This window comes from Methylobacterium isbiliense (assembly GCF_022179325.1).
GTDB lineage: Bacteria > Pseudomonadota > Alphaproteobacteria > Rhizobiales > Beijerinckiaceae > Methylobacterium > Methylobacterium isbiliense.
In genome coordinates, this window is record NZ_BPQQ01000034.1 from 149,762 (window position 1) to 174,422 (window position 24,661).

The 24,661-nt window shown below is 71.8% G+C and carries 26 protein-coding genes; 20 read left to right on the top strand and 6 right to left on the bottom strand.

Annotated elements, in window-relative coordinates; genetic code table 11:
- Positions 1–23: 23 nt before the first annotated feature.
- From MFF61_RS15595 to MFF61_RS15610, 4 genes are all read left to right on the top strand, one after another.
- Positions 24–1,292, top strand: a complete 1,269-nt coding sequence (locus MFF61_RS15595; protein WP_238235983.1) for an RsmB/NOP family class I SAM-dependent RNA methyltransferase — start codon at positions 24–26, stop codon at positions 1,290–1,292.
- Between the two features lie 118 nt (positions 1,293–1,410).
- The gene (locus MFF61_RS15600) at positions 1,411–2,406 is read left to right on the top strand and encodes an alpha/beta hydrolase (protein WP_238235984.1); all 996 of its coding nucleotides are present in this window, start codon (positions 1,411–1,413) and stop codon (positions 2,404–2,406) included.
- A gap of 95 nt (positions 2,407–2,501) precedes the next feature.
- Positions 2,502–2,981: a 30S ribosomal protein S6 gene (gene rpsF, locus MFF61_RS15605; protein ID WP_238235985.1), complete on the top strand. Its 480-nt coding sequence runs from the start codon at positions 2,502–2,504 to the stop codon at positions 2,979–2,981.
- Positions 2,982–3,007: 26 nt separating this feature from the next.
- A complete protein-coding gene (locus MFF61_RS15610) occupies positions 3,008–3,379 on the top strand; it encodes a hypothetical protein (RefSeq protein WP_238235986.1) in 372 nt (123 codons plus the stop codon).
- A gap of 42 nt (positions 3,380–3,421) precedes the next feature.
- Here the strand turns inward: MFF61_RS15610 and MFF61_RS15615 are convergent, their stop codons facing one another.
- Complete coding sequence (locus MFF61_RS15615) at positions 3,422–3,661, bottom strand: hypothetical protein (protein ID WP_238235987.1); 240 nt, start codon at positions 3,659–3,661, stop codon at positions 3,422–3,424.
- Positions 3,662–3,810: 149 nt separating this feature from the next.
- Between MFF61_RS15615 and guaA the strand changes: the two genes are divergently transcribed.
- Positions 3,811–5,367 carry a glutamine-hydrolyzing GMP synthase gene (gene guaA, locus MFF61_RS15620; protein ID WP_238235988.1) on the top strand — a complete coding sequence of 519 codons (1,557 nt, stop codon included), beginning with the start codon at positions 3,811–3,813 and terminating at the stop codon, positions 5,365–5,367.
- 242 nt (positions 5,368–5,609) lie between these two features.
- On the opposite strand, the gene MFF61_RS15625 is transcribed toward guaA, so the two are convergent.
- Positions 5,610–6,239 (bottom strand): TetR family transcriptional regulator C-terminal domain-containing protein, encoded by a 630-nt coding sequence (locus tag MFF61_RS15625; RefSeq protein WP_238235989.1) that lies wholly within the window; start codon positions 6,237–6,239, stop codon positions 5,610–5,612.
- Between the two features lie 132 nt (positions 6,240–6,371).
- On the opposite strand from MFF61_RS15625, the gene MFF61_RS15630 reads away from it, so the two are divergent.
- The 3 genes from MFF61_RS15630 to MFF61_RS15640 all read left to right on the top strand — a co-directional run bounded on the left by MFF61_RS15630 (position 6,372) and on the right by MFF61_RS15640 (position 8,068).
- Positions 6,372–6,971 carry a YdeI/OmpD-associated family protein gene (locus MFF61_RS15630; protein ID WP_238235990.1) on the top strand — a complete coding sequence of 200 codons (600 nt, stop codon included), beginning with the start codon at positions 6,372–6,374 and terminating at the stop codon, positions 6,969–6,971.
- On the top strand, positions 6,968–7,372 hold the full coding sequence (locus MFF61_RS15635; protein ID WP_238235991.1) for a hypothetical protein: 405 nt from the start codon (positions 6,968–6,970) through the stop codon (positions 7,370–7,372). The genes MFF61_RS15630 and MFF61_RS15635 overlap by 4 nt, the downstream gene beginning before the upstream one ends.
- Before the next feature lie 168 nt (positions 7,373–7,540).
- Complete coding sequence (locus MFF61_RS15640; RefSeq protein ID WP_505744351.1) at positions 7,541–8,068, top strand: TspO-related membrane protein; 528 nt, start codon at positions 7,541–7,543, stop codon at positions 8,066–8,068.
- A gap of 72 nt (positions 8,069–8,140) precedes the next feature.
- On the opposite strand, the gene MFF61_RS15645 is transcribed toward MFF61_RS15640, so the two are convergent.
- Positions 8,141–9,376, bottom strand: coding sequence for an RNA polymerase sigma factor (locus MFF61_RS15645; protein WP_238235993.1), 1,236 nt, complete (start codon positions 9,374–9,376; stop codon positions 8,141–8,143).
- Positions 9,373–9,741 (bottom strand): YciI family protein, encoded by a 369-nt coding sequence (locus tag MFF61_RS15650; protein ID WP_238235994.1) that lies wholly within the window; start codon positions 9,739–9,741, stop codon positions 9,373–9,375. Before MFF61_RS15650 ends, MFF61_RS15645 begins: the two co-directional genes overlap by 4 nt.
- Positions 9,742–10,312: 571 nt before the next feature.
- On the opposite strand from MFF61_RS15650, the gene MFF61_RS15655 reads away from it, so the two are divergent.
- The 5 genes from MFF61_RS15655 (at position 10,313) to MFF61_RS15675 (ending at position 15,366) form a co-directional block, all read left to right on the top strand.
- Complete coding sequence (locus tag MFF61_RS15655) at positions 10,313–10,885, top strand: F0F1 ATP synthase subunit delta (protein WP_238235995.1); 573 nt, start codon at positions 10,313–10,315, stop codon at positions 10,883–10,885.
- A gap of 69 nt (positions 10,886–10,954) precedes the next feature.
- Positions 10,955–12,484: a F0F1 ATP synthase subunit alpha gene (gene atpA, locus MFF61_RS15660; RefSeq protein ID WP_238235996.1), complete on the top strand. Its 1,530-nt coding sequence runs from the start codon at positions 10,955–10,957 to the stop codon at positions 12,482–12,484.
- A gap of 42 nt (positions 12,485–12,526) precedes the next feature.
- Positions 12,527–13,405, top strand: coding sequence for a F0F1 ATP synthase subunit gamma (locus MFF61_RS15665; protein ID WP_238235997.1), 879 nt, complete (start codon positions 12,527–12,529; stop codon positions 13,403–13,405).
- Positions 13,406–13,432: 27 nt separating this feature from the next.
- Positions 13,433–14,887: a F0F1 ATP synthase subunit beta gene (gene atpD, locus MFF61_RS15670; protein ID WP_238235998.1), complete on the top strand. Its 1,455-nt coding sequence runs from the start codon at positions 13,433–13,435 to the stop codon at positions 14,885–14,887.
- Positions 14,888–14,964: 77 nt separating this feature from the next.
- The gene (locus MFF61_RS15675) at positions 14,965–15,366 is read left to right on the top strand and encodes a F0F1 ATP synthase subunit epsilon (protein ID WP_238235999.1); all 402 of its coding nucleotides are present in this window, start codon (positions 14,965–14,967) and stop codon (positions 15,364–15,366) included.
- A gap of 86 nt (positions 15,367–15,452) precedes the next feature.
- Here MFF61_RS15675 and MFF61_RS15680 read toward each other — a convergent pair whose 3' ends face one another.
- Entirely contained in the window at positions 15,453–16,409 is a 957-nt protein-coding gene (locus MFF61_RS15680) for a LysR family transcriptional regulator (RefSeq protein ID WP_238236000.1), read from the bottom strand.
- Positions 16,410–16,599: 190 nt separating this feature from the next.
- Between MFF61_RS15680 and MFF61_RS15685 the strand changes: the two genes are divergently transcribed.
- From MFF61_RS15685 to MFF61_RS15715, 7 genes are all read left to right on the top strand, one after another.
- Entirely contained in the window at positions 16,600–17,580 is a 981-nt protein-coding gene (locus tag MFF61_RS15685; RefSeq protein ID WP_238236001.1) for an FIG domain-containing protein, read from the top strand.
- Between the two features lie 102 nt (positions 17,581–17,682).
- Positions 17,683–18,543, top strand: a complete 861-nt coding sequence (locus MFF61_RS15690) for a phosphoribulokinase (protein WP_238236002.1) — start codon at positions 17,683–17,685, stop codon at positions 18,541–18,543.
- Between the two features lie 114 nt (positions 18,544–18,657).
- On the top strand, positions 18,658–19,431 hold the full coding sequence (locus MFF61_RS15695; RefSeq protein WP_238236003.1) for an HAD-IA family hydrolase: 774 nt from the start codon (positions 18,658–18,660) through the stop codon (positions 19,429–19,431).
- A gap of 55 nt (positions 19,432–19,486) precedes the next feature.
- Positions 19,487–20,665, top strand: coding sequence for a sensor histidine kinase (locus tag MFF61_RS15700; protein WP_238236004.1), 1,179 nt, complete (start codon positions 19,487–19,489; stop codon positions 20,663–20,665).
- Between the two features lie 100 nt (positions 20,666–20,765).
- Entirely contained in the window at positions 20,766–21,722 is a 957-nt protein-coding gene (locus tag MFF61_RS15705; RefSeq protein WP_238236005.1) for an ABC transporter substrate-binding protein, read from the top strand.
- 3 nt (positions 21,723–21,725) lie between these two features.
- Positions 21,726–22,499 carry an ABC transporter permease gene (locus tag MFF61_RS15710; RefSeq protein ID WP_238236006.1) on the top strand — a complete coding sequence of 258 codons (774 nt, stop codon included), beginning with the start codon at positions 21,726–21,728 and terminating at the stop codon, positions 22,497–22,499.
- Positions 22,496–23,287 carry an ABC transporter ATP-binding protein gene (locus MFF61_RS15715; RefSeq protein ID WP_238236007.1) on the top strand — a complete coding sequence of 264 codons (792 nt, stop codon included), beginning with the start codon at positions 22,496–22,498 and terminating at the stop codon, positions 23,285–23,287. The genes MFF61_RS15710 and MFF61_RS15715 overlap by 4 nt, the downstream gene beginning before the upstream one ends.
- Before the next feature lie 560 nt (positions 23,288–23,847).
- On the opposite strand, the gene MFF61_RS15720 is transcribed toward MFF61_RS15715, so the two are convergent.
- Positions 23,848–24,657, bottom strand: coding sequence for a peptidoglycan-binding domain-containing protein (locus MFF61_RS15720; protein WP_238236008.1), 810 nt, complete (start codon positions 24,655–24,657; stop codon positions 23,848–23,850).
- Positions 24,658–24,661 lie beyond the last annotated feature (4 nt).

Consider the following 24,661-nt stretch of genomic DNA (forward strand, 5'->3'; position numbering starts at 1 on the left):
GGCGCAAGCGTGGCGGTTTCGCGATGACGCCCGCCGCCCGTCTCTCCGCCGCCATCGAGGTGCTGGCCGACCTCGCGGCGCGCCGCCGCCCCGTGGCCGACGCGCTCAAGGATTGGGGTCTCGCCCACCGCTTCGCCGGCTCGGGCGACCGGGCGGCGATCGCCAGCCTCGTCTACGACGCCCTGCGCCGCCGGGCCTCGGCCGCCTGGATCATGGGCGAGGACACGCCGCGCGCAGTCCTGATCGGAACCTTGCGCCTGCAGCGGGGCCTCGCCGGGCCGACCATCGCGGGCCTGTTCACGGGAGAGCGCTTCGCCCCCCCTCCCCTCTCGGAAGACGAGCGCGCCCGCCTCGACACCGCCACGCTGGCCGATGCGCCGCCCCACGTCGCGGGCGACGTGCCGGACTGGGTGCTGCCCTCGCTCGCCCGCAGCCTCGGCGACGATCTCCTGCCGGAGCTGAAGGCGCTGGCGCGCCGCGCGCCCCTGGACATCCGGGCCAATACCCTCAAGGTCGACCGCGAGCAGGTGCGCGCGGCGCTCGCGCACCTCGCCCCCGCGCCGACGCCGCACGCCCCCCACGGCCTGCGGCTGCCGGTGCCCGAGGACGGGCGCGGGCCGGCCCTGCACGTCGAGCCGGAATTCCTGGAGGGCTGGTTCGAGATCCAGGACGAGGGCTCGCAGCTCGCCGCCGGCTGGGCCGGGGCGCGGCCGGGCGAGACGGTGGTCGACCTCTGCGCCGGCGGCGGCGGCAAGACCCTGGCGCTCGCGGCCGCGATGGGCAACGAGGGCCGGCTCGTCGCCACCGACGGCGACCCGCGCCGCCTCGCGCCGATCCACGAGCGGCTGCGCCGGGCGGGCGCCCGGGCCGAGGTGCGCACCCCGCGGGGCGGGCGCGCGGCCCCGGACCTGCTGGCGGACCTCGACGGCGCCGCCGACCTCGTCCTGGTGGACGCGCCCTGCACGGGCTCCGGCACGTGGCGCCGCAACCCGGACGCCAAGTGGCGCCTGCGCCCCGGCAGCCTCGCGACGCGGCAGGCCGAGCAGACGACGGTGCTCGACCGCGCGGCGCGGCTGCTCAAGCCGGGGGGCCGCCTCGTCTACGTCACCTGCTCGCTGCTGCCGGAGGAGAACGACGACGCCGTGACGGGCCTGCTCGGGCGCCGGGCGGACCTCGCCGCGGCGCCCCTCGGCCTCGCCGCCCCGGTCCGCCGGACGAGCCACGGCGTCCAGATGTCGCCCGCCCTGACCGGCACGGACGGATTCTACGTCGCGGTGCTGGCCCGCCGCTGAGCCATCCGCCCGCGGCATGCGGATGCGCGAGGGGCCGCGCACCCCGATTCGGCTGCGCGACTGGACAAGCTCGCCCCGCAATGGTTCAGGGTCGGCAGGGCACTCGGAACGACCGGACATGGCGCTGCACCGCAGGACGTTGCTCACGGGGGCGGCCGCGCTCCCGTTCGCACGGCCGGCGGACGAGGCCGCGGCGCAGGCCGCAGCGCCGGAGGCGCCCCGCCCCACCCCCGACGGCAGGCCGAGCGCCGACCTGGAGGTGCTGCCCCTGTGGCCCGGGCCGATCCCCGGCGGGGGCGGCCCCGAGACGGGCGGCGCGGCCTTCGACGAGAGCCGCGAGGGCGTGATCCAGCGCGTGGCGCGCCCGTGTCTCCTCGTCATGCGCCCGCCCCGCCCGAACGGCACGGCCGTGCTCGTGGCGGCGGGCGGCGGCTACCGGCGCATCGACATCGGGCACGAGGGCCTGCCCACCGCGCAATGGCTGGTCTCGCTCGGCATCACCGCCTTCGTGCTGGTCTACCGCCTGCCGGGCGAGGGCTGGGGCGCGGGCGCCGACGCGCCGCTGCAGGACGTGCAGCGGGCCATGCGCCTCGTGCGGGCGCGGGCGCTGCGCTACGGCATCGATCCCGGGCGCATCGGCGTCATCGGCTACTCGGCCGGCGGGCACCTGATGGGCACGGCGGCGGTGCGCTTCGCCGCCCGGGTCTACGAGCCGGTGGACGAGGACGACGCCCTCTCGGCCCGACCCGACCTCGCGGCCCTGATCTATCCGGTCATCACCCTGCGCCCGCCCTTCGACCGCACGTCGAGCCGGCGCGTCCTGGTCGGCGAGAGCCCGACACGCTTCGCCACCGCGACCTACTCGGTGGAGACCCACGTCCGCACGCACTCCACGCCGACCTTCCTCGCCCAGGCGGCGGACGACCCGGTGGCGGTGGTGGACAATTGCCTCCTGATGTACGGCGCCCTGCGCGGCGCCGACGTGCCGGCCGAGATGCACCTGTTCGAGCGCGGCGGCCACGGCTTCGGCCTCGGCGTCCCGGGCTCCCCGCCGGCCGCATGGCCCGGCCTGTTCGCCGCCTGGGGACGGCGGCGCGGGTTCATCCGGGCCTGACTTCCCCAAGGGAATTTTTCCTGCTGCGCACGGCACCCCTTGTCATCCGTCAGCCCCCATGATCATGTCGAGATCTGGAAGCATGATGATTTGCGATGACGCAGTATCGAAGCCTGCTGATTTTGCCTGAGCACGCAACACCTCAGCGGATCGAAGAGGTTTCCGAACACCTCATCGAGGTCGTTGCCGAAAACGGCGGCAAGGCCGAGAAGACCGAGATGTGGGGCGTGAAGCCCCTCGCCTACCGCATCCGCAAGCACCGCAAGGCCCACTTCGCGCTCCTCAACATCGACGCTCCCCCGGCGGCGCTCGCCGAGATGGAGCGGCAGATGCGGATCTCCGAGGACATCCTGCGCTTCCTCACCATCCGGGTCGAGGCGCTGGAGGCCGAGCCCTCCGCGATGATGCAGAAGCGCGACCGCGACGAGCGCAAGGACCGCGAGCGCGATGCCTCGCGCCCGACCCGCCGCAGGCGCGCCAAGACACTCGATCCCCAGGCCGAACTCGACGCCTATTCGGAGGCGATCCTGACCAAACTCCGGGCGATCAACGCGCGCCTGGAAGGCGCCTCCTGAAGGCCGAGCGACGCGTGAGCAGGATCATGCTGGGCGCCTTGAAGGACGCCGTCCTCATCCTCCACGAGGTCAAGCGGCTGGGCGGCAACATCCAGAAGCTCGCTGCCCGCGCCGAGGCGCTGGAGCAGCGGACCGATCAGTCGGACAAGGACCGGGCCGTGGCGGCGGCTCACGACGACGTTCGCGTAGCGAAGGACGACGCCCGTGTAGCGAAGTTCGAGGCCCGGATGGCGGGAGTCGAGGCCCAGATGGTGAAGGTCGAGGCCGCCGCCCGCGTCGCCGTGGCCGAGACCTATGCCGCCCTCGCCGAGCGCGTGACGCGCCTCGAGATGGGGCCGCCCAACGGGGGTGGATCTCCGCGCCTCACCCCGCCGGGGCCGCCGGCCCCTGAAGCCTGAGGAGCGGCCCCTTGGGGGCCGCTCCGTGTCGGGAGTGTCCGCTCAGAAGCAGCGGCGGGTGCGGTTGACGACCACGCGGCCGAAGGGGCCCCGGCGCTTCGTCACCACGGTGGTGCAGCGCGGGCCGCGGCGCACGACGCGGCGGCTGACGTACTGCGCCTGGTCGATCGCGGCCTCGGGGGCGAGGATCTGCGGCCCGGCGACCGGCAGGGCGGCGGCCGGGCCGGCGGCCGCGAGGGTGGCGCCGAGAACCGCGGCGATGCCGAGGACGGTGGCTCTCATGGGAGTCTCCTGTGTCGTGGCTTCGGAAGGCGCCCCCTCTCGCCGCGCCGGGATGAACGGCAGGTTAATGCGGCCAGCGCCTCGCACGGCCGTGATCCGGGCGCCGCGCCGCGTTGCGCGGGGACCAAGGCTCGTCTAACTCACCCGTCATGACGGCCGAGCACGACAAGATCCTGATCATCGATTTCGGGAGCCAGGTGACCCAGCTCATCGCCCGCCGGGTGCGGGAGGAGGGGGTCTATTCCGAGATCGTGCCCTTCCACGCGGCGGAAGCCGCCTTCGCGGCCCTGAAGCCGAAGGCGGTGATCCTGTCGGGCGGGCCGGAATCGGTGACGACCGACACCTCGCCCCGCGCGCCGCAGGCCGTCTTCGAGGCGGGCGTGCCGGTGCTGGGCATCTGCTACGGCGAGCAGACCATGGCGGCCCAGCTCGGCGGCGAGGTCGAGGGGGGACACCATGCGGAGTTCGGCCGCGCCGAAGTGGAGGTCATCGCCGACTCGGCCCTGTTCCGCGGCGTCTGGCACGTGGGCGAGACCTACCCGGTCTGGATGAGCCACGGCGACCGCGTGACGAAGCTGCCGGACGGCTTCTCCACCATCGCGATCTCGCCGAACGCCCCCTTCGCGGCGGTGGCCGACGAGGCGCGCCGCTTCTACGCGGTTCAGTTCCACCCCGAGGTGGCGCACACGCCGCACGGGGCGCTGCTGATCCGCAACTTCGTGCGCGACATCGCGGGCTGCTCCGGCGACTGGTCGATGCGCGCCTTCCGGGACGAGGCGATCGAGCGCATCCGCGCGCAGGTCGGCGAGGCCAAGGTGCTGTGCGGCCTCTCCGGCGGCGTCGATTCGGCGGTGGCGGCGGTGCTGATCCACGAGGCGATCGGCGAGCAGCTGACCTGCGTGTTCGTCGACCACGGCCTGCTGCGACTCGGCGAGGCCGAGGAGGTGGTGCGGCTCTTCCGCGACCACTACAACATCCCCCTGGTCCATGTTCAGGCGCAGGACCTCTTCCTCGGGGCGCTCGCGGGCGTCACCGACCCGGAGGTGAAGCGCAAGACCATCGGGCGCCTGTTCATCGACGTGTTCGAGGCCGAGGCGAAGACGATCGGCGGCGCAGCCTTCCTGGCGCAGGGCACCCTCTATCCGGACGTAATCGAGAGCGTGTCCTTCACGGGCGGCCCCTCGGTGACGATCAAAAGCCACCACAATGTCGGCGGCCTGCCCGAGCGCATGAACATGGCGCTCGTGGAGCCCCTGCGCGAGCTGTTCAAGGACGAGGTGCGGGTGCTCGGGCGCGAACTCGGCCTGCCCGAGGCCTTCGTGGGCCGCCATCCCTTCCCGGGACCAGGCCTCGCCATCCGCTGCCCCGGCGAGATCACGCCCGAGAAGCTCGACGCGCTGCGCAAGGCCGACGCGATCTACCTGGAGGAGATCCGCAAGGCCGGGCTCTACGACACGATCTGGCAAGCCTTCGCGGTGATCCTGCCGGTGAAGACCGTGGGCGTGATGGGCGACGGGCGCACCTACGACCACGTCTGCGCGCTGCGCGCCGTCACCTCGGTGGACGGCATGACGGCGGACTTCTACCCCTTCGACATGGCCTTCCTGGGCCGCGTCGCGACCCGGATCATCAACGAGGTCAAGGGCATCAACCGCGTCACCTACGACATCACCTCCAAGCCGCCCGGCACGATCGAGTGGGAGTGAGGACGAGCCGTCGCGGCAGCAAGTCGGCGGCGTCAGCGCACGAGAGCGTCGACGCCGTTCGCCCCCTCGGCATGACCGGGCGAAGACAGCCAAGTCGCCTCGGGACCGAGGTCGGACGGAGAACCGGACTCGTTTGCCGGCCGGCAAGGCATGGGCCTGTCCTTGGGGGAAAGCATCGCCTTCCGTCTCTCTCCGAGGGAGTGCCGGAGCGGGATGTCGCCCCGCAGGGCGACATCGTGGCGTCATCGCGTCGCCGCTGCCCAGCTTCGGATGAAGCTCTCGGCGTGTGCCTCGCCGAACGCGCCCAGATCGAGGGGCCGGACGTCCGCGCCGCCGAGCGGTCGCTGGTGGAGCACCGCGACCAGCAGCGGCGCGATCAGCTCGATGGCGGCCAGCCGGGTCGCACCGCCGCGCATCTCGCCGCGCGCCACATGCGCCTCCAGCCGGGCCTCGGCGGCTTGGATCGTCGGCTCAAGCAGGCTCGTCACGAAGGCAGGTCCGACGGTCGGATGCCCCAGCCCTTCGGCCAGGCCGGTGGCGATCACGCGGTCGAGTCCGGCGTGAAGCAGCCCGCCGGCAAGGTGCCGGACCGCCTCGCGGATCGAGGTCGCGAAGTCGCCGGCCGGCTGGGCCATCGTTGACAGCGGCTGCTCGCCGTGGCGCCGCTCGTCCTCCATCAGCGCGCGGATCACATCGTCGCGTCGGCCGAAATGATGGGTGAGGCTCGACAGGCTGACGCCCGCGGCCGCCGCCAGTTCGCGCCAGGAAGCCGGCCCGGCGCTGCGGTCCTGCAGCCGCGCGCGGATGCGCGCGAGGAGTTCGGCCCGCTTCTCCGCCGTCGCCCGGTTCGGCGTGCCGCTCGCCCTAGGCATGGATCATTTGAACCAAAGCATAATCCCGCGTACTGTATCGACTGATCCAATGTAGCCCCGCGGCGGCCGAGGCCCAGGGCCGCTGGACACGAGGAGCGCGATGATGGCCGTGCCGTGCTTGGGCGAGGGTGAATGATGCCGCTCGACGCTTGTGCCCGTGTCGAGGTCCGGTCGCGTGACGAGTGGCGCCGCTGGCTGGAGCGACACCATGCCCAAGCCGACCCGATCTGGCTCGTGACCTGGAAGAAAGGGGGCGAGCACCACCTGCCCTACGCCGATGTGGTCGAGGAGGCCTTGTGCTTCGGCTGGATCGACAGCCTGCCGCGCAAGCTCGACACGCGACGCACGATGCTGCTGCTCGGTCCGCGCAAGCCGGGCAGCAGCTGGTCGGCCGCCAACCGCGAGCGGGCTGAGCGGCTCGCACGCGAGGGCCTGATGACGCCGGCCGGCCGCGCGAAGATGGACGCGGCGAAGGCGGACGGCTCCTGGGACCGGCTGAAGGCGGCCGAGACCGGCGCAGCGCCGGACGACCTCGCCGCCGCGCTGCGCGAGGCCGGCGCGACTGCGGGTTGGACCGCGTTCAGCCTGGCCACGCGCACGCGCATCGTCGCGCATGTCGGCGCCGCCCAACGACCGGACACGCGTGCCAAGCGGATCGCGTCCGTGGTCGAGGGCGCGCGGACCGGCCTCGACCCGCTCGATTGGCGCAGAAGCAAGGGGCGCGGCCGGTGAGCGGCGACCTGCTCCTGCGGCTCGCCTACGCCGCCAACATCCTCATCCTGCTGCCGGTGGTGACGGCCCTTCACTGGCGCGGCACGGCGGGCGTGTTCGGGCCGGAGGTGGCGGATTCGCCCGCCCTGCGGCTGCTGGTGGCGGCGTTGTGGGGCGCGATCCTGGTCTGCTCCGCAATTGGGCTTGCTTGGCCGCGCGTCATGGTCGGCATCCTCGTGCTGCAGGTCGTCTACAAGTCGATCTGGCTCGTCACCTTCGTCCTGCCTGTCTGGCGCGCGGGTGACCCGGTGCCCTGGGGGCCGGCGCTGACCTTCGTCCCCATCGTCCTGCTCTGGCCGGTCATCCTGCTGAGGAATCTGTCGGAGTCGAACCGCTCGACGATCTCCGCGGTGTGCTGGTGATCGTCGCCGCACTGCCCCAGTCGATCATCGGCGGTGGGGCGCCGTGGCGCGGCGACGGCAAGACGACCTTGTCGGAGCGGTCCGAGCGGCACACCTGCCGATCGTGCCGCGGCCGCCGGTCTTCACCATCTGGGCGGTCATCGTCGCGGCAGGCGCGGGTTTCGCGGTGTGGCACATGCTGAACCTGACCGAACCGCTGCTGTGCGCACGCTCGGCTGGCTGGCGATCGCCGCGTGGACGCTCAACACCGCCTGGGAATGGCACGTGCCGAGACGCGACATCGACGGGACGCGCGTCGCGCTGATCGCAACCGCGCTGGTGGCGCTGCCAGCGGCGGTCTGGACGATCCGCTCGGCCGGGCCTGTGCAGGGCTGGGCGTTCTGGCTCGGCGCCGCGCCGCTGCAGCTCCTCGCCGGTGGGATCTCGGCCGCGACCCGGGTGAAGGTCGGCTCGACGATCAAGTGGAGCGGAGCGCCCGTCCGCGCCGGCTGGCAGCTGGCGCTGCTGATAGTCGCCGGCGTGCTGGGAACCGCCGTGGCGTGGTGGTGCGGCTCGCTGGTCTATGCCGGCGCCGTCGTCTGGGCGCTGGTCGGCATCGTCCTCCGGACCATCGCGCGCGACCGCAATCTGGCGATCGGCGCGAGCGCCGGCCTCCCGGGGCCTGTCGTTCTCGCGGCGGCTGCCGAGGGCGGCTAAAGCGCGGCTCTCATCCGCCGCGTCGAACCTGCGCCGACGGTCCGCGGTCGAACGGGTCCGGCGCCCGCCAGGCTATCCTGCCGTTGCCCATCGCTCATCGAGGGTGAGCAGGTAGGCGCGAACGGCGCCGTCCTCGGTCAGGCCGATCGCCGTCCGCAGGCAGGGTCGCGCCTCCGCGAACCGCCGCAGCGCCGCAAGCGCATGGGCTCGCGTGACCCAGTAGGGCTGATACCGCTCGGTCGCATCCGACCGCACGTCATCCAGATGGCGCAGGGCCGTCTCCGGGTGTCCGGCCTCCAGGGCGGCGGCGGCCCGGCCGATCAGCACGCCGATGCTCGGCGCATGCGCGGCCAGCAGGTCGTACAGGACCTTGAGAGCGTCATGGTTGATCCGGCCCGTGAAGGGCCGCTGGACATGGACCGACTGGATCGCGGCCTCGCACTGGAAGCGGCCGAACCGGGCCGACCGGGCGGCCGAGGTCAGCAGGCCCTCGGCCTCGATGATCATGTCACGCGACCAGAGCGCCGGATCCTGCTCCGCCAGCGGAACGAACCGGCCGTCCCGGGTCCGGCGGGCCGCGCGACGAGCCTCGCAGTAGAGCATGAGCGCCAGCAGGCCGCGCGCCTCGGGCTGGTCCGGCATCAGTCCCACGAGCAGCCGGCCGAGGAAGATCGCCTCGTCGGTCAGGGTCTCGACACCGGGCGCCGCGCCCGGAACGGAATCCCACCCCGTCCCGTAGGCCGCGTAGACCGCATCGAGGACGTCGCCCAGCCGGTCGGGCAGGTCGTGGCCGGCCGGCACCGCGAACCGGATCCCCGCATCCCTGATCTTCGCCTTGGCGCGAACGAGACGCTGTCCCATCGTCGCCGGCGCGACCAGGAAGGCGCCGGCGATCCGGGCCGCGTCGAGGCCGAGCACGGTCTGCAGCATCAGCGGCGTCCGGACGGCCGGGTGGATGGCCGGGTGGGCGCAGATGAACAGGAGCTTCAGGCGCTCGTCCGGAAAGGAATCGCCGTCGGCGGCCGCCCGCTCCTCGATCCGCCGCTCGATTTCCTGCCGGGCTGCGTCCCGGACCTGACGGTAGCGGTAGCCGTTGCGCAGCCTGTTGCGGGCCGCCGTGAGCAACCACGCTTCGGGAGCGGCGGGAACACCCCGATCGGGCCAGGTGTCCAGCGCCGAGGCGAAGGCGTCGGCCAGCGCGTCCTCGGCCGCCGCGATGTCGCGCGAGCGCGAGGCCAGCATCGCCAGGAGCCGCCCGTAGGAGACGCGCGCCACGGTCTCGGCGATGCGGCGCGCGTCGCCGGTCACGGCGCGGCCGGGGCCATCGGCGGCAGGACCGGCCGGACCTCGACCGACCCGCAGGAGGCGGAGGGCGCGCGCGCGGCCCAGTCCAGGGCGGTGTCGAGGTCGGGCACCTCGACGACGAAGTAGCCGCCGAGCTGCTCCTTGGTATCGGCGAACGGCCCGTCCTCGACGCTGCGCTTGCCGTCGCGCACCCGGACGGTGGTGGCCGTGTGCGGCCCCTGCAGGCCGTCGCCGTTCACGATGACGCCCGCCTCCCTGAGGATGCCGATATAGGCGCTCCATCCGCCCCAATAGGCACCGGCCTCTTCCGGGTGGTTGCGCTTGGCGAAATCGGCCTCAGTCTCGGTGAACAGCAGCATGTATTGCATGGTCGATCCCTGTCGCTGTGAGGTGTGTCTGTACGGGAGGAGAGATGTCGATCGTGGGTGCGGCGTCCGGCCGGGCAACGGCAGGGGCCGGTTCAGGCCAGGATGCCCGCGCGGTCGGCGCGGCGCGACAGCCACGGTGGCAGGCGCCCCGCCCCGATTAGCCTGGGTCGTTTGGGTGAGACGTGTGCGTTCATCCGCATTCCCTTCCTGTGAGTCCGTGCACGGGGAGCCGGGGCTCCCCGACCGCACGACACCCGGAGGGCGGCCGTTTCGACAGGGCGCCGGATTTTTCCGATCCGGCGATCCGGCGCGACGCCCGTGCAGGCGTCCATCCGGTCGCCGGCACCCCCTCCCCGGATTCCTCAACCCCCTCAGCCGGCGTCCGAATGACCCCTCCGGCCCGGCCAGGCGTCGCCTTGCGCCCCCCGTGAACCCATGCTACGGCCCCCGCGCCGGGGAGGGGGTCTTTCCGCGCCGGCGCCTTCCATCATCGACGGGCCGCGCGCCGCCATTGCTCCTGTTCCGGCGTGATGCGGGCGGGCCCGCCGGGCCAGGTAGAGAGAGATCGCTGGTGGCTCAGAACGGATCGGAATCGGGTTCCCTGCTCGGTGGCGTCGCCGGGCGCTACGCCTCGGCCCTGTTCGAGCTGGCCCGCGAGGAGCGCGCGGTCGATGCGGTCTCCCAGGGTCTCGACCGGTTCGACGCCCTGCTCGGCGAGAGCGACGATCTCCGGCGCCTCGTGAAGAGCCCCGTCTTCTCGGCCGAGGATCAGGTCAAGGCCATCGAGGCCGTGCTCGCCCGGGCCGGCATCCAGGGCCTGCCCGCCAACTTCATCCGTCTCGCGGCGGCCAACCGCCGCCTGTTCGTGCTGCCGGACATGATCCGGGCCTTCCGCAAGCTGGTGCGCGAATCCAAGGGCATCGTGCAGGCCGAGGTGCGCCTCGCCGAGACGCCCTCCGACGCCGTGCTGGAGGAGATCAAGGCGTCGCTGCGCGACGTCGCCCGCGCCGAGGTCGACGTCGACCTGCGCGTCGATCCCGCCCTGATCGGCGGCATCGTGGTCAAGCTCGGCAGCCGCATGGTCGACGCCTCGCTGCGCACCAAGCTCAACAGCATCCGCCTCGCGATGCGGGACGCCCGCTGACGGCCGCCGCAAGACGGCCCGCGACGCCCCGCCCCCGACACCGAAACCCGAACGAGAGAAGGTCCGACGATGGACATCCGTGCCGCTGAGATCTCCGCGATCCTGAAGGAGCAGATCAAGAACTTCGGCCAGGAGGCCGAGGTCACCGAGGTCGGTCAGGTGCTCTCCGTCGGCGACGGCATCGCCCGCGTCTACGGCCTCGACAACGTCCAGGCCGGCGAGATGGTGGAGTTCGAGTCGGGCGTGCGCGGCATGGCCCTCAACCTCGAACAGGACAATGTCGGCGTCGTGATCTTCGGCTCCGACCGCGAGATCAAGGAAGGCCAGACCGTCAAGCGCACCGGCGCGATCGTGGACGTGCCGGTCGGCAAGGGCCTGCTCGGCCGCGTCGTCGACGCGCTCGGCAATCCGATCGACGGCAAGGGCCCGATCCAGTCGAGCGAGCGCCGCCGCGTCGACGTGAAGGCTCCGGGCATCATCCCGCGCAAGTCCGTGCACGAGCCGATGGCGACGGGCCTCAAGTCGGTGGACGCGCTGATCCCGATCGGCCGCGGCCAGCGCGAGCTGATCATCGGCGACCGCCAGACCGGCAAGACCGCCATCGCGCTCGACACCATCCTCAACCAGAAGCCCGCTCACGAGGGCACGGACGAGAAGGCCAAGCTCTACTGCGTCTACGTCGCGGTCGGGCAGAAGCGCTCGACGGTGGCCCAGTTCGTGAAGGTGCTGGAGGACAATGGCGCGCTCGACTACTCGATCGTGATCGCCGCCACCGCCTCGGACGCCGCCCCGATGCAGTTCCTGGCGCCCTTCGCGGGCTGCGCCATGGGCGAGTTCTTCCGCGACAACGGCATGCATGCCGTGATCATCTACGATGACCTGTCGAAGCAGGCCGTCGCCTACCGCCAGATGTCGCTGCTGCTGCGCCGCCCGCCGGGCCGCGAGGCCTATCCGGGCGACGTGTTCTACCTGCACTCCCGCCTGCTGGAGCGCGCCGCCAAGATGGGCGACGCCGCGGGCGCCGGCTCGCTCACCGCGCTGCCGGTCATCGAGACCCAGGCCAACGACGTCTCGGCCTACATCCCGACCAACGTCATCTCCATCACCGACGGCCAGATCTTCCTTGAGACCGACCTGTTCTACCAGGGCGTGCGCCCGGCGGTGAACGTCGGCCTCTCGGTTTCGCGCGTCGGCTCGGCCGCTCAGACCAAGGCGATGAAGAAGGTCGCCGGCAAGATCAAGGGCGAGCTCGCGCAGTACCGCGAGATGGCGGCCTTCGCGCAGTTCGGCTCGGACCTCGACGCGGCGACGCAGCGCCTGCTCAACCGCGGCTCGCGCCTGACCGAACTCCTCAAGCAGCCGCAATTCTCGCCGCTGAAGATGGAGGAGCAGGTCGCGGTGATCTACGCGGGCGTGAACGGCTACCTCGACCCGATCCCGGTCAACCGGGTGCGGGCCTTCGAGGACGGGCTGCTGTCGCTCCTGCGCGGCAAGCACGCCGACCTCCTGGAGACGATCCGCTCCTCCAAGGACCTCAGCGACGATTCGGCCGCCAAGCTCAAGGGCGTGGTCGAGTCCTACGCCAAGTCCTTCCAGTAAGCCCGGCGCGAGCCTCACGCGGGACATCCCAAGGGACAGCCGATGCCGAGTCTGAAGGACCTGCGCAACCGCATCGCTTCGGTGAAGGCGACGCAGAAGATCACCAAGGCGATGCAGATGGTCGCCGCGGCCAAGCTCCGTCGCGCGCAGAACGCGGCGGAGAACGCCCGGCCCTACGCCGAGCGCATGGCCGCCGTTCTCGGCAACCTCGCCAGCAACCTGACCGCCGGGGCGGAGACGCCCCGGCTCCTGTCGGGCACCGGCCAGGACCGGGTGCACCTGCTCCTCGTCTGCACCGCCGAGCGCGGCCTGTGCGGCGCGTTCAACTCCTCGATCGCGCGGCTTGCGCGCGATCACGCCCGGCGCCTCCTCGCCGAGGGCAAGACCGTCAAGATCATCTGCGTCGGCAAGAAGGGCTACGACATCCTGCGCCGCGAGTTCCGCGAGCAGATCGTGGAGCTGATCGAGCTGCGCGGCGTGCGCCAGCTCGGCTTCGAGAACGCGGAAGGCATCGCCGAGAACCTGCTCCGCCGCTTCGAGGCGGGCGAGTTCGACATCGCGACGCTGTACTATTCGCGCTTCCGCTCGGTGATCGCGCAGATTCCCACCGCCCAGCAGATCATCCCGGCCGAGATCGTGCCGGCCGCCGAGGCCGTGCAGACCGACGCCGTCTACGATTACGAGCCGGGCGAGGGCGAGATCCTGGCCGCGCTCCTCCCGAAGAACCTCACCGTCCAGATCCTCCGCGCGCTCCTGGAGAACGCCGCCTCCGAGCAGGGCGCGCGCATGAGCGCCATGGACAGCGCCACGCGCAACGCCGGCGAGATGATCAAGAAGCAGACCTTGATCTACAACCGGACCCGCCAGGCCATGATCACCAAGGAGCTGATCGAGATCATCTCCGGCGCCGAGGCGCTCTGACCGCACTCATTCAGGGATAGACAGACGATGGCGAACACCGCTACCCCCGGCGCCGGCTCCAACAAGGTCGGCCACATCACCCAGGTCATCGGCGCGGTCGTGGACGTGCAGTTCGAGGGCCACCTGCCCGAGATCCTGAACGCGCTGGAGACCTCGAACCAGGGCAACCGCCTCGTGCTCGAGGTGGCCATGCAGCTCGGCGAGAACACCGTGCGCTGCATCGCCATGGACACCTCGGAAGGCCTCGTGCGCGGCCAGGAGGTCACCGACACCGGCGCGCCGATCAAGGTGCCGGTGGGCGCCAACACGCTCGGCCGCATCATGAACGTGATCGGCGAGCCGATCGACGAGGCCGGCCCGGTCGAGGCCGAGACCTTCCGGGCCATCCACCAGCCGGCCCCGACCTACGCCGAGCAGTCGACCGAGGCGCAGATCCTCGTCACCGGCATCAAGGTCGTGGACCTGCTCGCCCCCTACGCCAAGGGCGGCAAGATCGGCCTGTTCGGCGGCGCGGGCGTCGGCAAGACCGTGCTGATCATGGAGCTCATCAACAACATCGCGAAGGCCCACTCGGGCTACTCGGTCTTCGCCGGCGTGGGCGAGCGCACCCGCGAGGGCAACGACCTCTACCACGAGATGATCGAGTCCAAGGTCAACATGGATCCCAAGGAGCACGGCTCCGCGCAGGGGTCCAAGTGCGCCCTGGTCTACGGCCAGATGAACGAGCCCCCGGGCGCCCGCGCCCGCGTCGCGCTCACCGGCCTCACCGTCGCCGAGCACTTCCGGGACGAGGGCCAGGACGTGCTGTTCTTCGTCGACAACATCTTCCGCTTCACGCAGGCGGGCTCCGAGGTGTCGGCGCTGCTCGGCCGCATTCCCTCGGCGGTGGGCTATCAGCCGACGCTCGCCACCGACATGGGCGCGCTGCAGGAGCGCATCACCACCACCACCAAGGGCTCGATCACCTCGGTGCAGGCGATCTACGTGCCGGCCGACGACCTGACCGACCCGGCGCCCGCCACCTCCTTCGCCCACCTCGACGCCACGACCGTGCTGTCGCGCTCGATCGCCGAGAAGGGCATCTACCCGGCGGTGGACCCGCTCGACTCGACCTCGCGCATGCTCTCGCCGACGATCCTCGGCGAGGAGCACTACAATGTCGCGCGGCGCGTCCAGCAGGTGCTGCAGCGCTACAAGGCGCTCCAGGACATCATCGCGATCCTGGGCATGGACGAGCTGTCCGAGGAGGACAAGCTGACGGTGGCCCGCGCCCGCAAGATCGAGCGCTTCCTCAGCCAGCCCTTCCACGTGGCCGAGGTCTTCACCGGCTCGCCCGGCAAGCTCGTGGCGCTCGAGGACACCATCAAGGGCTTCAAGGGCCTGGTCGAGGGCGAGTTCGACCACCTCCCGGAGGCGGCCTTCTACATGGTCGGCACCATCGAGGAGGCGGTGGAGAAGGCCCAGCGCCTCGCCGCGGCCTGAGGCCCGTCCACCCATCCTGACCGCGGGGCCGGCCGGCCCCGCGGGCTCACGTCCGCAACCGGGATCGATCCTTCGTCATGGCCACCTTCCAGTTCGACCTCGTCGGCCCCGAGCGGGTTCTCTACTCGGGTCCGGTCGATGCCGTGCAGCTCCCGGGCTCCGAGGGCGAGATGACGGTGCTGCCCGGCCACGCCCCGGTGCTCACCACGCTCAAGACCGGCGTGCTGGTCATCACCGAGGGGCCCCAGCACGGCAAGCGCGTGCTGGTGCGCGGCGGCTTCGCGGAGATCAACGCCACCGCCCTCACGGTGATCGCCGAGCGCGCGAGCCCGATCGAGGAGCTGACGCCCGAGATCATCGACCGCGAGATCCAGGCGGCCGAGACGCTGCGCGACGCCACCGACGACCTCGACAAGCGCCAGGAGATCGAGGCCTCGATCGCCCAGCTGCGCGAGTCGAAGGAAGCGCTGAAGTTCTGACGGACCGCCCGGCCCCCCGGACGGCGGGCGGCGCACGCGACGACCCCTCTCCCGCTCCCGGGACGAGGGGTTTTTTCGTGGGTTCTTCAGGCCGCCGCGGTCTGACCGCTCGGCGCGCCCGGCGGCCGCAGCGGCAGCGTCGGCAGCCAGGACGCCCCCTCCTTGACGACGTAGTCCCAGAACGAGCGCGCCGCCGGCGACAGCACCTTGTCGGCCCGGCGGACCACGAACCACTCGCGGCGGATCGGCAGGCCCTCGACATCGAGGAGCACGAGGCGGCGGCTCGCCACCTCGGCCGCGACGGTGTGGCCGGAGATCAGCGCCACGCCGAGGCCCGCCATCACGGTCTGCTTGATGGTCTCGTTCGAGCCGCTGTCGATGCCGAGCCGCGCCCGCTTGATCATCACGCCGGTCATGAACTCCTCGAACACCGTGCGGGTGCCCGAGCCGTATTCCCGCACCAGGAACGGCTCCTCGGCGAGCTCGCGCTTGGTCAGCCCGACCCGCCCGGCGAAGCGGTGGCCGGGCGCGGCGATCACTACCAGCGGATGGGGACCGAACGCCGCGGCGGAGATGGGGAAGTCCCGCGGCGGGCGGCCCATGATCGCCAGATCGACCTTGTAGTCGCGGACCGCTTCGAGCGTGGCGCCGCGGTTGCCCACCACGAGGTCGATCTCGACCGACGGGTGGGCGTGCACGAAGCCGCTGATGATCTGCGGCGCGAAGTACTTCGCGGTGGACACGACGCCGATCGACACGCGCCCGCCGCTGCCGCCCCGCAGGGCCTTGAGGCGCTCCGAACAGGTCTCCAGCACCGTGTTGATGCTGTCGATCGCCCACAGCATCTCGCGCCCGGCATCCGTGGGCTTCAGCCCCGCGCTGGTGCGGTCGAACAGCAGCAGGCCGGCCTCGTCCTCCAGGGCCTTGATGCGTGCGGTGAGCGCCGCCGGCGTCACGTTCAGCTCCTGGGCCGCCCGGGTCATCGTGCCGAGCCGCGCGATGGAGGCCACCGCCTGGAGCTGCTTGAGCGAGAGGTTCCGCATCGCATCCTGCCACGTTCCCCGCATGCTCATTTTTTCTGAATGGGCACGCAAGTTTTTTCAGATTTGCCCAATGGATGATTGCAACGCATAGTCGCGTCAAGATGACCTCAGGGGCGGTTCGTCACGGCGAGCCGCGCCTCGTCGCGGGCGCGATCCAGCATCGCCGGAAACGCAAAAAAGGGACGGCGCGATGATGGTCGGCTCTCGCCTCGCCGCCTGCCTCGGGGGGGACGAGGCCGATCGCGCGGTGGCGGGCGTCGTCGCGGCGCTCGGCAAGGCCGCCGCCGAGACGGCGGCGCTGCTGGCGCGCGGCGCACCCGACGAGGCCGGGACCGCTCCAGACCTCGCCGCGCAGGTCGCGGACGGCTTCGTGCGGGTGCTCCGCGAGGCTCCGGTGGCCGTGGTGGCGCAGCGCGGCGAAGCCCCGGGGACGCTCGATCCGTCGGCGCCCGTCGCCGTCGCCCTCTCGGCCCTCGACGGCCTCGCGAATCTCGCGGGCAACATGCCGGCGGGCACCCTCGTCTCGCTGCGTCCGGCCGGTCCCGACGCGTTCGGGCGCCCCGGGCGCGCCCAGCTCGCGGCGGGCGTCATCACCTACGGCCCCCGCACCGACTTCGCGCTCGCGCTCGGCAGCTGCACGCGGATCTTCACCCTCGACCCCGCCGGGCGCGAGTTCCGGCTCAGCCGCGACGCGGTGACGATCCCGGCGACCAGCCCCCTCTACGCGGTCGACGCCGCCCAGGCGCGCTTCTGGGATGCGCCGATGCGGGCCTTCGTGGACGATTGCCTGCGCGGGGCGGAGGGGCCGCGCGGGCAGGATTTCGCGATGAGCTGGTGCGCCTCGCTGGCGGCCGGCGCGCAGCGCGTGCTCGCCCGCGGCGGCGTCCATCTCAGCCCGGGCGAGACCCGGCGCGGCGGGGCGAACGGCCCGACCCGGCTGGTGCACGAGGCGCAGGCGGTCGCGCTGGTGGTGGAGGCCGCGGGCGGCGCCGCGACGGACGGGCGCGACGCCGCGATCCTCGACCTGCCGGTCCTCGACCTGCACCAGTGCACGCCGTTCGTGTTCGGCTCGGCCGAGGAGGTGGCCTGCGTCGGCAAGTACCACGACGGGCGGCGCCACAGCGCGGCGCGCTCGCCGCTCTTCGGCCAGCGGGGGTTGCTGCGGGCCTGACGCCCCGGTCCCGGCGCTTTTGGGCCTTTGGGCTGGTCGCCTTTTGCGCCGCGGCGCGGCATCCATGAGGCCAGGATCAGCAGTCACGGAACCGGCCGCGCGATGTCCGCCCTCCACCCGATCATCTCGGTGACGGGCTCCTCGGGAGCCGGCACCACCTCGGTGCGCAACACCTTCGAGCAGATCTTCCGCCGCGAGAGCGTGACGGCGGTCTACATCGAGGGCGACGCGTTCCACGCCCTCGACCGCGCCGCGATGCGCAAGGCCATGGCGGCGGAGCCGACGCTGAGCCATTTCGGCGAGCGGGCGAATCTTCTGCCGGAGCTGGAGGCGGTCTTCCGCACCTACGCCGAATCGGGCTGCGGCCGGACCCGGCACTACATCCACGACCGCAACGACGCCGAGCGCTGGGGCGGCGCCCCCGGCACCTTCTCGGCCTGGGAGGACTTCCCCGAGGGCTCCGACCTGCTGTTCTACGAGGGCCTGCACGGCGCGCTCGCCAACGAGCGCATCAACATCGCGCAATACGCCGACCTCAAGATCGGCGTCGTGCCGGTGATCAACCTCGAATGGATCCAGAAGCTGCACCGGGACCGGGCGACGCGGGGCTACTCCACCGAGGCCGTGACCGACGTGATCCTGCGCCGCATGCCCGACTACGTGACCACCATCTGCCCGCAATTCACCAACACGGACATCAACTTCCAGCGCATTCCGACGGTCGACACCTCGAATCCCTTCATCGCCCGCTGGATCCCCACCGCGGACGAATCGATGGTGGTGATCCGCTTCCGCGACCCGAAGGGAATCGACTTCCCCTACCTGATCTCGATGATCGCCGGCAGCTTCATGTCCCGGGCCAATTCCGTGGTCATCCCGGGCGGCAAGCTCGATCTGGCGATGCAGCTCATCCTGACCCCGATGATCCTGCAGCTGGTGGAGCGCCGGCGCCGGCTGCTGTGAGGCCCGGGCGGGCAACCATTTCGTGATCGCGGCGTGAGGGATGCGCTGCGTTGCCGGCTCCCCTTACGGCCGCGGCCGCGTTATAGACCAAGGTCCGAACCGGAAGCCTCTCTCGTGCTCAAGGCCTTGATCTTCGACGTGGACGGCACGCTCGCCGAGACGGAGCCCGTCCATCGCACGGCCTTCAACGCCGCTTTCGCGCAGGCCGGGCTGACGTGGTCGTGGGACGAGGCCCTCTACGGCGACCTCCTGCAGGTCACGGGCGGGCGCGAGCGGCTGCTGCACTATCTCGCGCAGCACCGCCGGCCCGAGGAGGCGGCGCGCCTCGCCCCGCGCGTGCCCGAGATCTACGCCGCCAAGACCCGCGCCTACGTCTCGCTCCTCGCCTCGGACCGGCTCGCGCCGCGCCCCGGCGTGCTGCGCCTGATCGCGGAGGCCCGGGCGGCGGGCCTGCGGCTGGCCATCGCCACCACCAGCCATCCCGACAACGTGGCGGCCCTCCTCGACCGCCTCGTGCCGGAGGGCGGCTTCGACGTGGTCGCGGCGGGCGACGCGGTGGCGGAGAAGAAGCCCGCCCCGGCCGTCTACGCGCTCGCCCTCGACCGGCTCGGGGTCGCGGCCGGCGAGGCGGTGGCGTTCGAGGATTCGCAGAACGGCATCCGGTCGGCCCGCGGCGCGGGCCTGAGCGTCGTGGCGACGCCGAGCCGGGCGCTGCCGCACGACGATCTCGCCGAGGCGCAGGCGGTGGTCTCCGATCTCGGCGAGCCGGAGGCGCCCCATCGGCTGATCGCGGGCGAGCCCTGGCCGGGCGGACACGTCTCCCTGCCGGCGCTGCGGGACTGGCACGCCCGGCAGGCGGCCGCTTGTCCTGCCGTCGGGATGGCGTAAGGTTCATGACGGACCGTCTGGTGCGGGACGCATCGGTGCCGCGGGTGCCCTGACGATGTCGAGCGAGGTGCCGAACCGGGACCCGGCGGAGGCCGGGCGGGCGGAACTGCCCTATCGCCTCCGGCAGCAGGGGCTGCTCGGGGCGTTCGCCCGTCTGGCGCTGCAGAGCCGCGACCTCGACGGCCTGCTCCAGCGCGCGGCCGAGGTCTGCGCCGAGGGCCTCGGCGCCCCGTGCAGCCAGATCCTCGAATACCGCCCGCAGGAGCACAGCTTCCTGGTCCGCGCCGCCGCCGGCTGGCCCGAGGGCACGGTGGGCAGCGCCTACCCGGCCGGCGACGAGGCGGCACCGGCCGCCTACGCCTTCCGCACCGGGGCGGGCGTGCTGGCCAACATGCTGTCCGATTCGCCCCGCTTCCGCCTGCCCGATCCCTTCGCGCAGGCCGGCATCCGCCACGCGGTCAACGTGCCGATCGTGCTCGGCGAGGAGGGCCGCCGGGCCTACGGGGTGCTGGAGGTCTGCGGGCGCACCGATCCCGGCTTCGACCGGGCCGACCAGGATTTCCTCGCCGGCATGGCGGCGCTGATCGGCCTTGCGGTCGAGCGCCAGTTCGGCGAGCAGCGCCTGCGGGACGCGCTCGACCATCAGGCGCTGCTCGCCCGCGAGATGAGCCACCGGGTGAAGAACAGCCTCGGGGTGGTGGCGGGCCTCCTGCGCCTCCAGTCCCGCGACGCCCATTCCCACGAGGTGCGCTACGCCCTGGAGGATGCGGGCGCGCGCATCGCCACCGTGGCGCAGGTCCACGATCATCTCTGGCGCGGGCTGCACGTCAGCACCGTCGAGGTCTCGGATTTCGTGCGCGAACTCGTGAGCAAGCTGCAGGAGGCCGCCCCCGGGCACGCCCTGCACTGCGAGGCGGATGCCCGGGTGATCGCGGCCGATCAGGCGATCCCGATCGGCCTCATGGTGAACGAACTCGTCACCAACGCGGTGAAGTACGCCTACCCGGCGGGCACCGGCCCGGTGCGGGTCGCCGTGGCGGTGCGCGGCGACCGCCTGCGCGTCGACGTCTCGGACGAGGGCATCGGCCTGCCGCCGGACTTCGACGTCCATGCCCGCCAGCGCAGCCTCGGGCTCAAGATCATCAACAACCTCACCCGCCAGCTCGACGGGCGGCTCTTCGCGGAGGCGAACAACCCGGGCGCGCGGTTCGTGCTGGAGATGCCGCTGGGCTGAGACTGCCTCAGAGACGGGCAGCCTGCCCGCCAATATGTCTATACAACATCGCCCGCCGCCGCTACGAAAGGGCGATCCGGAACAGGGGCGGGGACGCGTGATGAGAGCGGCTGCGATCGGTGTGTGCCTCGCCACGGCGCTGGCAGCGACGGGCTTCGTGCAGGGGGCTGCGGCGCAGGAGACCAAGCTCACCATCGGCATGAGCGGCTGGACCGGCTTCGCGCCGCTGACCCTGGCGCGTGAGGCCGGAATCTTCCAGAAGAACGGCCTCGACGTCACCATCAAGAAGATCCCGCAGGCGAGCCGCCACCTCGCGATCCGCTCGGGCGACGTGCAATGCGCCGCCACCACGGTGGAGACCTGGGTGGTGTGGAACGCCAACGGCGTGCCGACGAAGCAGATCTTCCAGCTCGACAAGTCCTACGGCGCCGACGGCATGGCCGTGCGCAACGACGTGGCGGCGATCAAGGATCTCAAGGGCAAGACCGTCGCGGCCTCGGTGCCGGGCACCGCGCCCTATTTCACGCTGGCCTGGATGCTCAAGCAGAACGGCCTCTCGCTCAAGGACGTGAAGGTCGTCAACCTCGAACCCGGCCCCGCCGCGCAGGCCTTCATCGCCGGCCAGAACGACGCCGCGATGACCTACGAGCCCTACCTCTCCTCGGTCCGCGCCGCGCCCCAGGCCGGCAAGATCATCGCCACCACCCTCGACTACCCGATGATCATGGACACGTTCGGCTGCACGCCCGAGTTCCTGGCCCAGAACCCGAAGGCCGGCAAGGCCCTGGCCGACAGCTACTTCGAGGCTCTCGACCTCATCGCCAAGGACCAGGCCAAGTCCTTCGAGATCATGGGTGCCGACGTCAAGCAGACGGGCGAGGCGTTCGGCAACTCCGCCAAGTTCCTGCGCTGGCAGGACCGCGCCGCCAACAAGGCGTTCTTCTCCGGCGAGATCCAGAAGTTCTCGGCCGAGGCGGCCGACCTGCTGCTCGAGATCGGGGTGATCAAGCAGAAGCCGGAGATCGACAGCCTGTTCGACAGCCGCTACGTGCAGTAGCCCGTGCGCCCGCTCCAGCCGGTCGGGCAAGGCGCCCGCATCGTCCTTGGCATCGGCTTCTTCGTCCTGTTCGTCCTGGCCTGGAGCGTCGCGACCTTCGGCGGCTTCGTGCCCGCGACCTTCCTGGCCAGCCCGCTCGCCATGCTGCAGGACGGCTGGCTGCTGCTGACGCGGTTCGACTTCCTTCACGACATCGGCATGACGGTCTGGCGGGTGATGGGCGGCTTCCTCCTGGCCGCCGCGGTGGCGGTGCCGCTCGGCATCGTCATGGGGGCCTACAAGCCGGTCGAGGCGTTCTTCGAGCCCTTCGTGTCCTTCGCCCGCTACCTGCCGGCCTCGGCCTTCGTGCCGCTGCTGATCCTGTGGGCGGGCATCGGCGAGACGCAGAAGCTGCTCGTGATCTTCATCGGCTCGGTGTTCCAGATCATCCTGATGGTGGCGGTGGCGGTGGGGCAGGTGCGGCGCGACCTCGTCGAGGCGGCCTACACGCTCGGTGCCAGCGATGCGGGCATCATCCGCCGGGTCCTGATCCCCGCCACCGCCCCCGACATCGCCGAGATCCTGCGCCTCGTGCTCGGCTGGGCCTGGACCTACGTCATCGTGGCCGAGTTGATCGGCTCCTCGTCCGGCATCGGCCACATGATCATCGAGAGCCAGGCGCTGCTCGCCACCGGACAGATCATCTTCGGCATCATCGTCATCGGGCTGATCGGCCTCGTCTCGGACTTCCTGTTCAAGGGGGCGAATCGGATGCTGTTTCGCTGGAAGCTCGCGTGAGCGCCGCCGCGGTCTCGATCGAGGGCGTCGCGCGGGAGTTTCCCGGCGTCGGCCAGCGCGGGCCGGTGCAGGCGCTGGCGCCCACCGACCTCGCGGTGGCGCAGAACGACTTCATCACCATCCTGGGGCCGTCCGGCTGCGGCAAGTCCACGCTGCTGCGCATCGTGGCGGGGCTCGACAGCCCGACGCGCGGCCGGGTGCTGGTGGACGGGCGCGAGGTGCGCCGCGCGGGCCCCGACCGGGGCATGGTGTTTCAGTCCTACACCCTGTTTCCGTGGCTCACGGTGGCGGAGAACATCGCCTTCGGCCTGCGCGAGCGCGGCGTGCCCGCGGCCCGGCGCCGCGAGATCGTCGCCGCCTACATCGACACGGTGGGGCTTTCCGGCTTCGAGGGGCATTATCCCAAGCAGCTCTCGGGCGGCATGCAGCAGCGCACCGCGATCGCCCGCGCGCTCGCCAACGACCCGGCGATCCTGCTCCTCGACGAGCCCTTCGGCGCCCTCGACAACCAGACCCGCGGCCTGATGCAGGAACTGCTGCTCGGCATCTGGGAGCGCGAGCGCAAGACCGTGATCTTCGTCACCCACGACATCGAGGAGGCGGTGTTCATGGCCTCGCGGGTGGTGGTGATGACGGCGCGGCCCGGGCGCATCAAGGCCGAGGTCCCGGTCGATCTCGCCCATCCGCGCCACTACACGGTGAAGACCAGCCCCGATTTCTCGCAGCTCAAGGCCCGCCTGACCGAGGAGATCCGCAGCGAGGCGGTGCTCGCCGCCCGGGAGCGGTGAGGCTGCGCGGGAGCGCGGGCGCAGGTGGAGGCGGCGATCGCCTACGCGATCCCCTACCCGAAGCCGGGCCGGCCCCACCCGGCCCGGAGCTTCAAGCGCGCCCTGGCCGACTAAGCAGACTTGCGTTGGCAAGCCAACGCTTCGTCCGCTTAGGTTCTTGTTTCTTCGCAGATTTTTATCGCAAAACCGGCGACCACTTTTGCGAAATCTGCTTAGGCGCAAGCCGGCGTCCGGGACGACGCGGGCGATCCCGATGAGCCGGTGACGCCGCGGCTGATGCCGTGACGGTCTTTCTGCTCGACGGGAACGTCCTGCGCGCGTTGCGGGACGACGGCAACGCGCGTGTCCGGGCGTGGCAGCCGCGATCGCGGAAGCCGATCGGCGCATCAGCGCGATGACCCTGTTCGAGAAGCGGCGCGGTTGGGAGCGGCGGCGGCGCACCGAGCCGGGCCAGGCCGCACGGCAACTCGCCGCACGCGATGCGTTCGAGGCGGCCTACGGCGATCGGATCGTACCGATCCATGGGCCGATCATGGCCGAATGGGCGAGATACCCGGCCCTCACCGCTCCGGCTTCAGCCCCGAGCGGCTGGCGAGTTCCTTCAGGGTCCGGACCGGCACCTGGGCCGGGCCGGGCAGGCTGCGCTCGCGCTCGAAGCGCGCCAGCGCCGCCCGGGTCGTCGGCCCGAGGAGCCCATCGACGGCGAGGGGGCCGTAGCCGAGCTTCACCAGCGCCCGCTGGGCGAAGGCGATCTGCGGGTCGCCGGTACGGGCCGGCGCGGCGGGTTTGGCCGGATGGGCCGCTTCGGCGGCCGGGGCCGCCGCGGGCAGGGATTTCGGCCGCGAGGGCGGCACGACGGCGAGCGCCTTCTGGGCCGCGGCGCGGGCCGGCTCGCGCGGCGACAGCGACGCGGTGGTCTGGGCACCCGGCGGGGTCTCGCCCCGGATCACCTCGGCGATGGCGTCGCGCGGGGCCTCGGCCGCCTTGTCGGTCGGTTTGGCTGCCCTGGCCTGCCGCGGTTCGGCCGGGGACGCCTCGGGCCGGGCCGCGGCGGTCTTGGTGGCCTCCTTGGCGGCCTCCTGCCTGGCGAAGAGCGGGGCCGGATGCCGGCCCTTCTGGGAGTTCAGCGCGTTGACGGCCACCGCCGAGACGGCGGCGAGCCCGACGATCCCGCCGACCACCCAGGCCGGCCGCCGCAGCACCAGGGCCGCCCGCTCCTGCAGGCGCGCGACGCCGCTCGCCGCGGCGGGCGCGCGGCGGGCCGGCGCGCGCCGGGGCGCACTCGACGCCGACCGGGGGCGCGGCGCGGGCCGGGCCTCGGGCGTGATCGTCAGGTCGGGGTCGCTGGGCCGCGCGGGCGCCTCGGGCATGGGA

Coding starts and splice junctions, on each gene's coding strand:
- rpsF (WP_238235985.1), top strand. CDS start 2,502: ATGACGCAGTATCGAAGCCTGCTGATTTTGCCTGAGCACGCAACACCT.
- MFF61_RS15665 (WP_238235997.1), top strand. CDS start 12,527: ATGCCGAGTCTGAAGGACCTGCGCAACCGCATCGCTTCGGTGAAGGCG.
- atpD (WP_238235998.1), top strand. CDS start 13,433: ATGGCGAACACCGCTACCCCCGGCGCCGGCTCCAACAAGGTCGGCCAC.
- MFF61_RS15690 (WP_238236002.1), top strand. CDS start 17,683: ATGTCCGCCCTCCACCCGATCATCTCGGTGACGGGCTCCTCGGGAGCC.
- MFF61_RS15675 (WP_238235999.1), top strand. CDS start 14,965: ATGGCCACCTTCCAGTTCGACCTCGTCGGCCCCGAGCGGGTTCTCTAC.
- MFF61_RS15685 (WP_238236001.1), top strand. CDS start 16,600: ATGATGGTCGGCTCTCGCCTCGCCGCCTGCCTCGGGGGGGACGAGGCC.
- MFF61_RS15625 (WP_238235989.1), bottom strand. CDS start 6,239: ATGCCTAGGGCGAGCGGCACGCCGAACCGGGCGACGGCGGAGAAGCGG.
- MFF61_RS15610 (WP_238235986.1), top strand. CDS start 3,008: ATGCTGGGCGCCTTGAAGGACGCCGTCCTCATCCTCCACGAGGTCAAG.
- MFF61_RS15615 (WP_238235987.1), bottom strand. CDS start 3,661: ATGAGAGCCACCGTCCTCGGCATCGCCGCGGTTCTCGGCGCCACCCTC.
- MFF61_RS15595 (WP_238235983.1), top strand. CDS start 24: ATGACGCCCGCCGCCCGTCTCTCCGCCGCCATCGAGGTGCTGGCCGAC.
- MFF61_RS15630 (WP_238235990.1), top strand. CDS start 6,372: ATGATGCCGCTCGACGCTTGTGCCCGTGTCGAGGTCCGGTCGCGTGAC.
- MFF61_RS15705 (WP_238236005.1), top strand. CDS start 20,766: ATGAGAGCGGCTGCGATCGGTGTGTGCCTCGCCACGGCGCTGGCAGCG.
- MFF61_RS15600 (WP_238235984.1), top strand. CDS start 1,411: ATGGCGCTGCACCGCAGGACGTTGCTCACGGGGGCGGCCGCGCTCCCG.
- MFF61_RS15680 (WP_238236000.1), bottom strand. CDS start 16,409: ATGCGGAACCTCTCGCTCAAGCAGCTCCAGGCGGTGGCCTCCATCGCG.
- MFF61_RS15720 (WP_238236008.1), bottom strand. CDS start 24,657: ATGCCCGAGGCGCCCGCGCGGCCCAGCGACCCCGACCTGACGATCACG.
- MFF61_RS15650 (WP_238235994.1), bottom strand. CDS start 9,741: ATGCAATACATGCTGCTGTTCACCGAGACTGAGGCCGATTTCGCCAAG.
- MFF61_RS15700 (WP_238236004.1), top strand. CDS start 19,487: ATGTCGAGCGAGGTGCCGAACCGGGACCCGGCGGAGGCCGGGCGGGCG.
- atpA (WP_238235996.1), top strand. CDS start 10,955: ATGGACATCCGTGCCGCTGAGATCTCCGCGATCCTGAAGGAGCAGATC.
- guaA (WP_238235988.1), top strand. CDS start 3,811: ATGACGGCCGAGCACGACAAGATCCTGATCATCGATTTCGGGAGCCAG.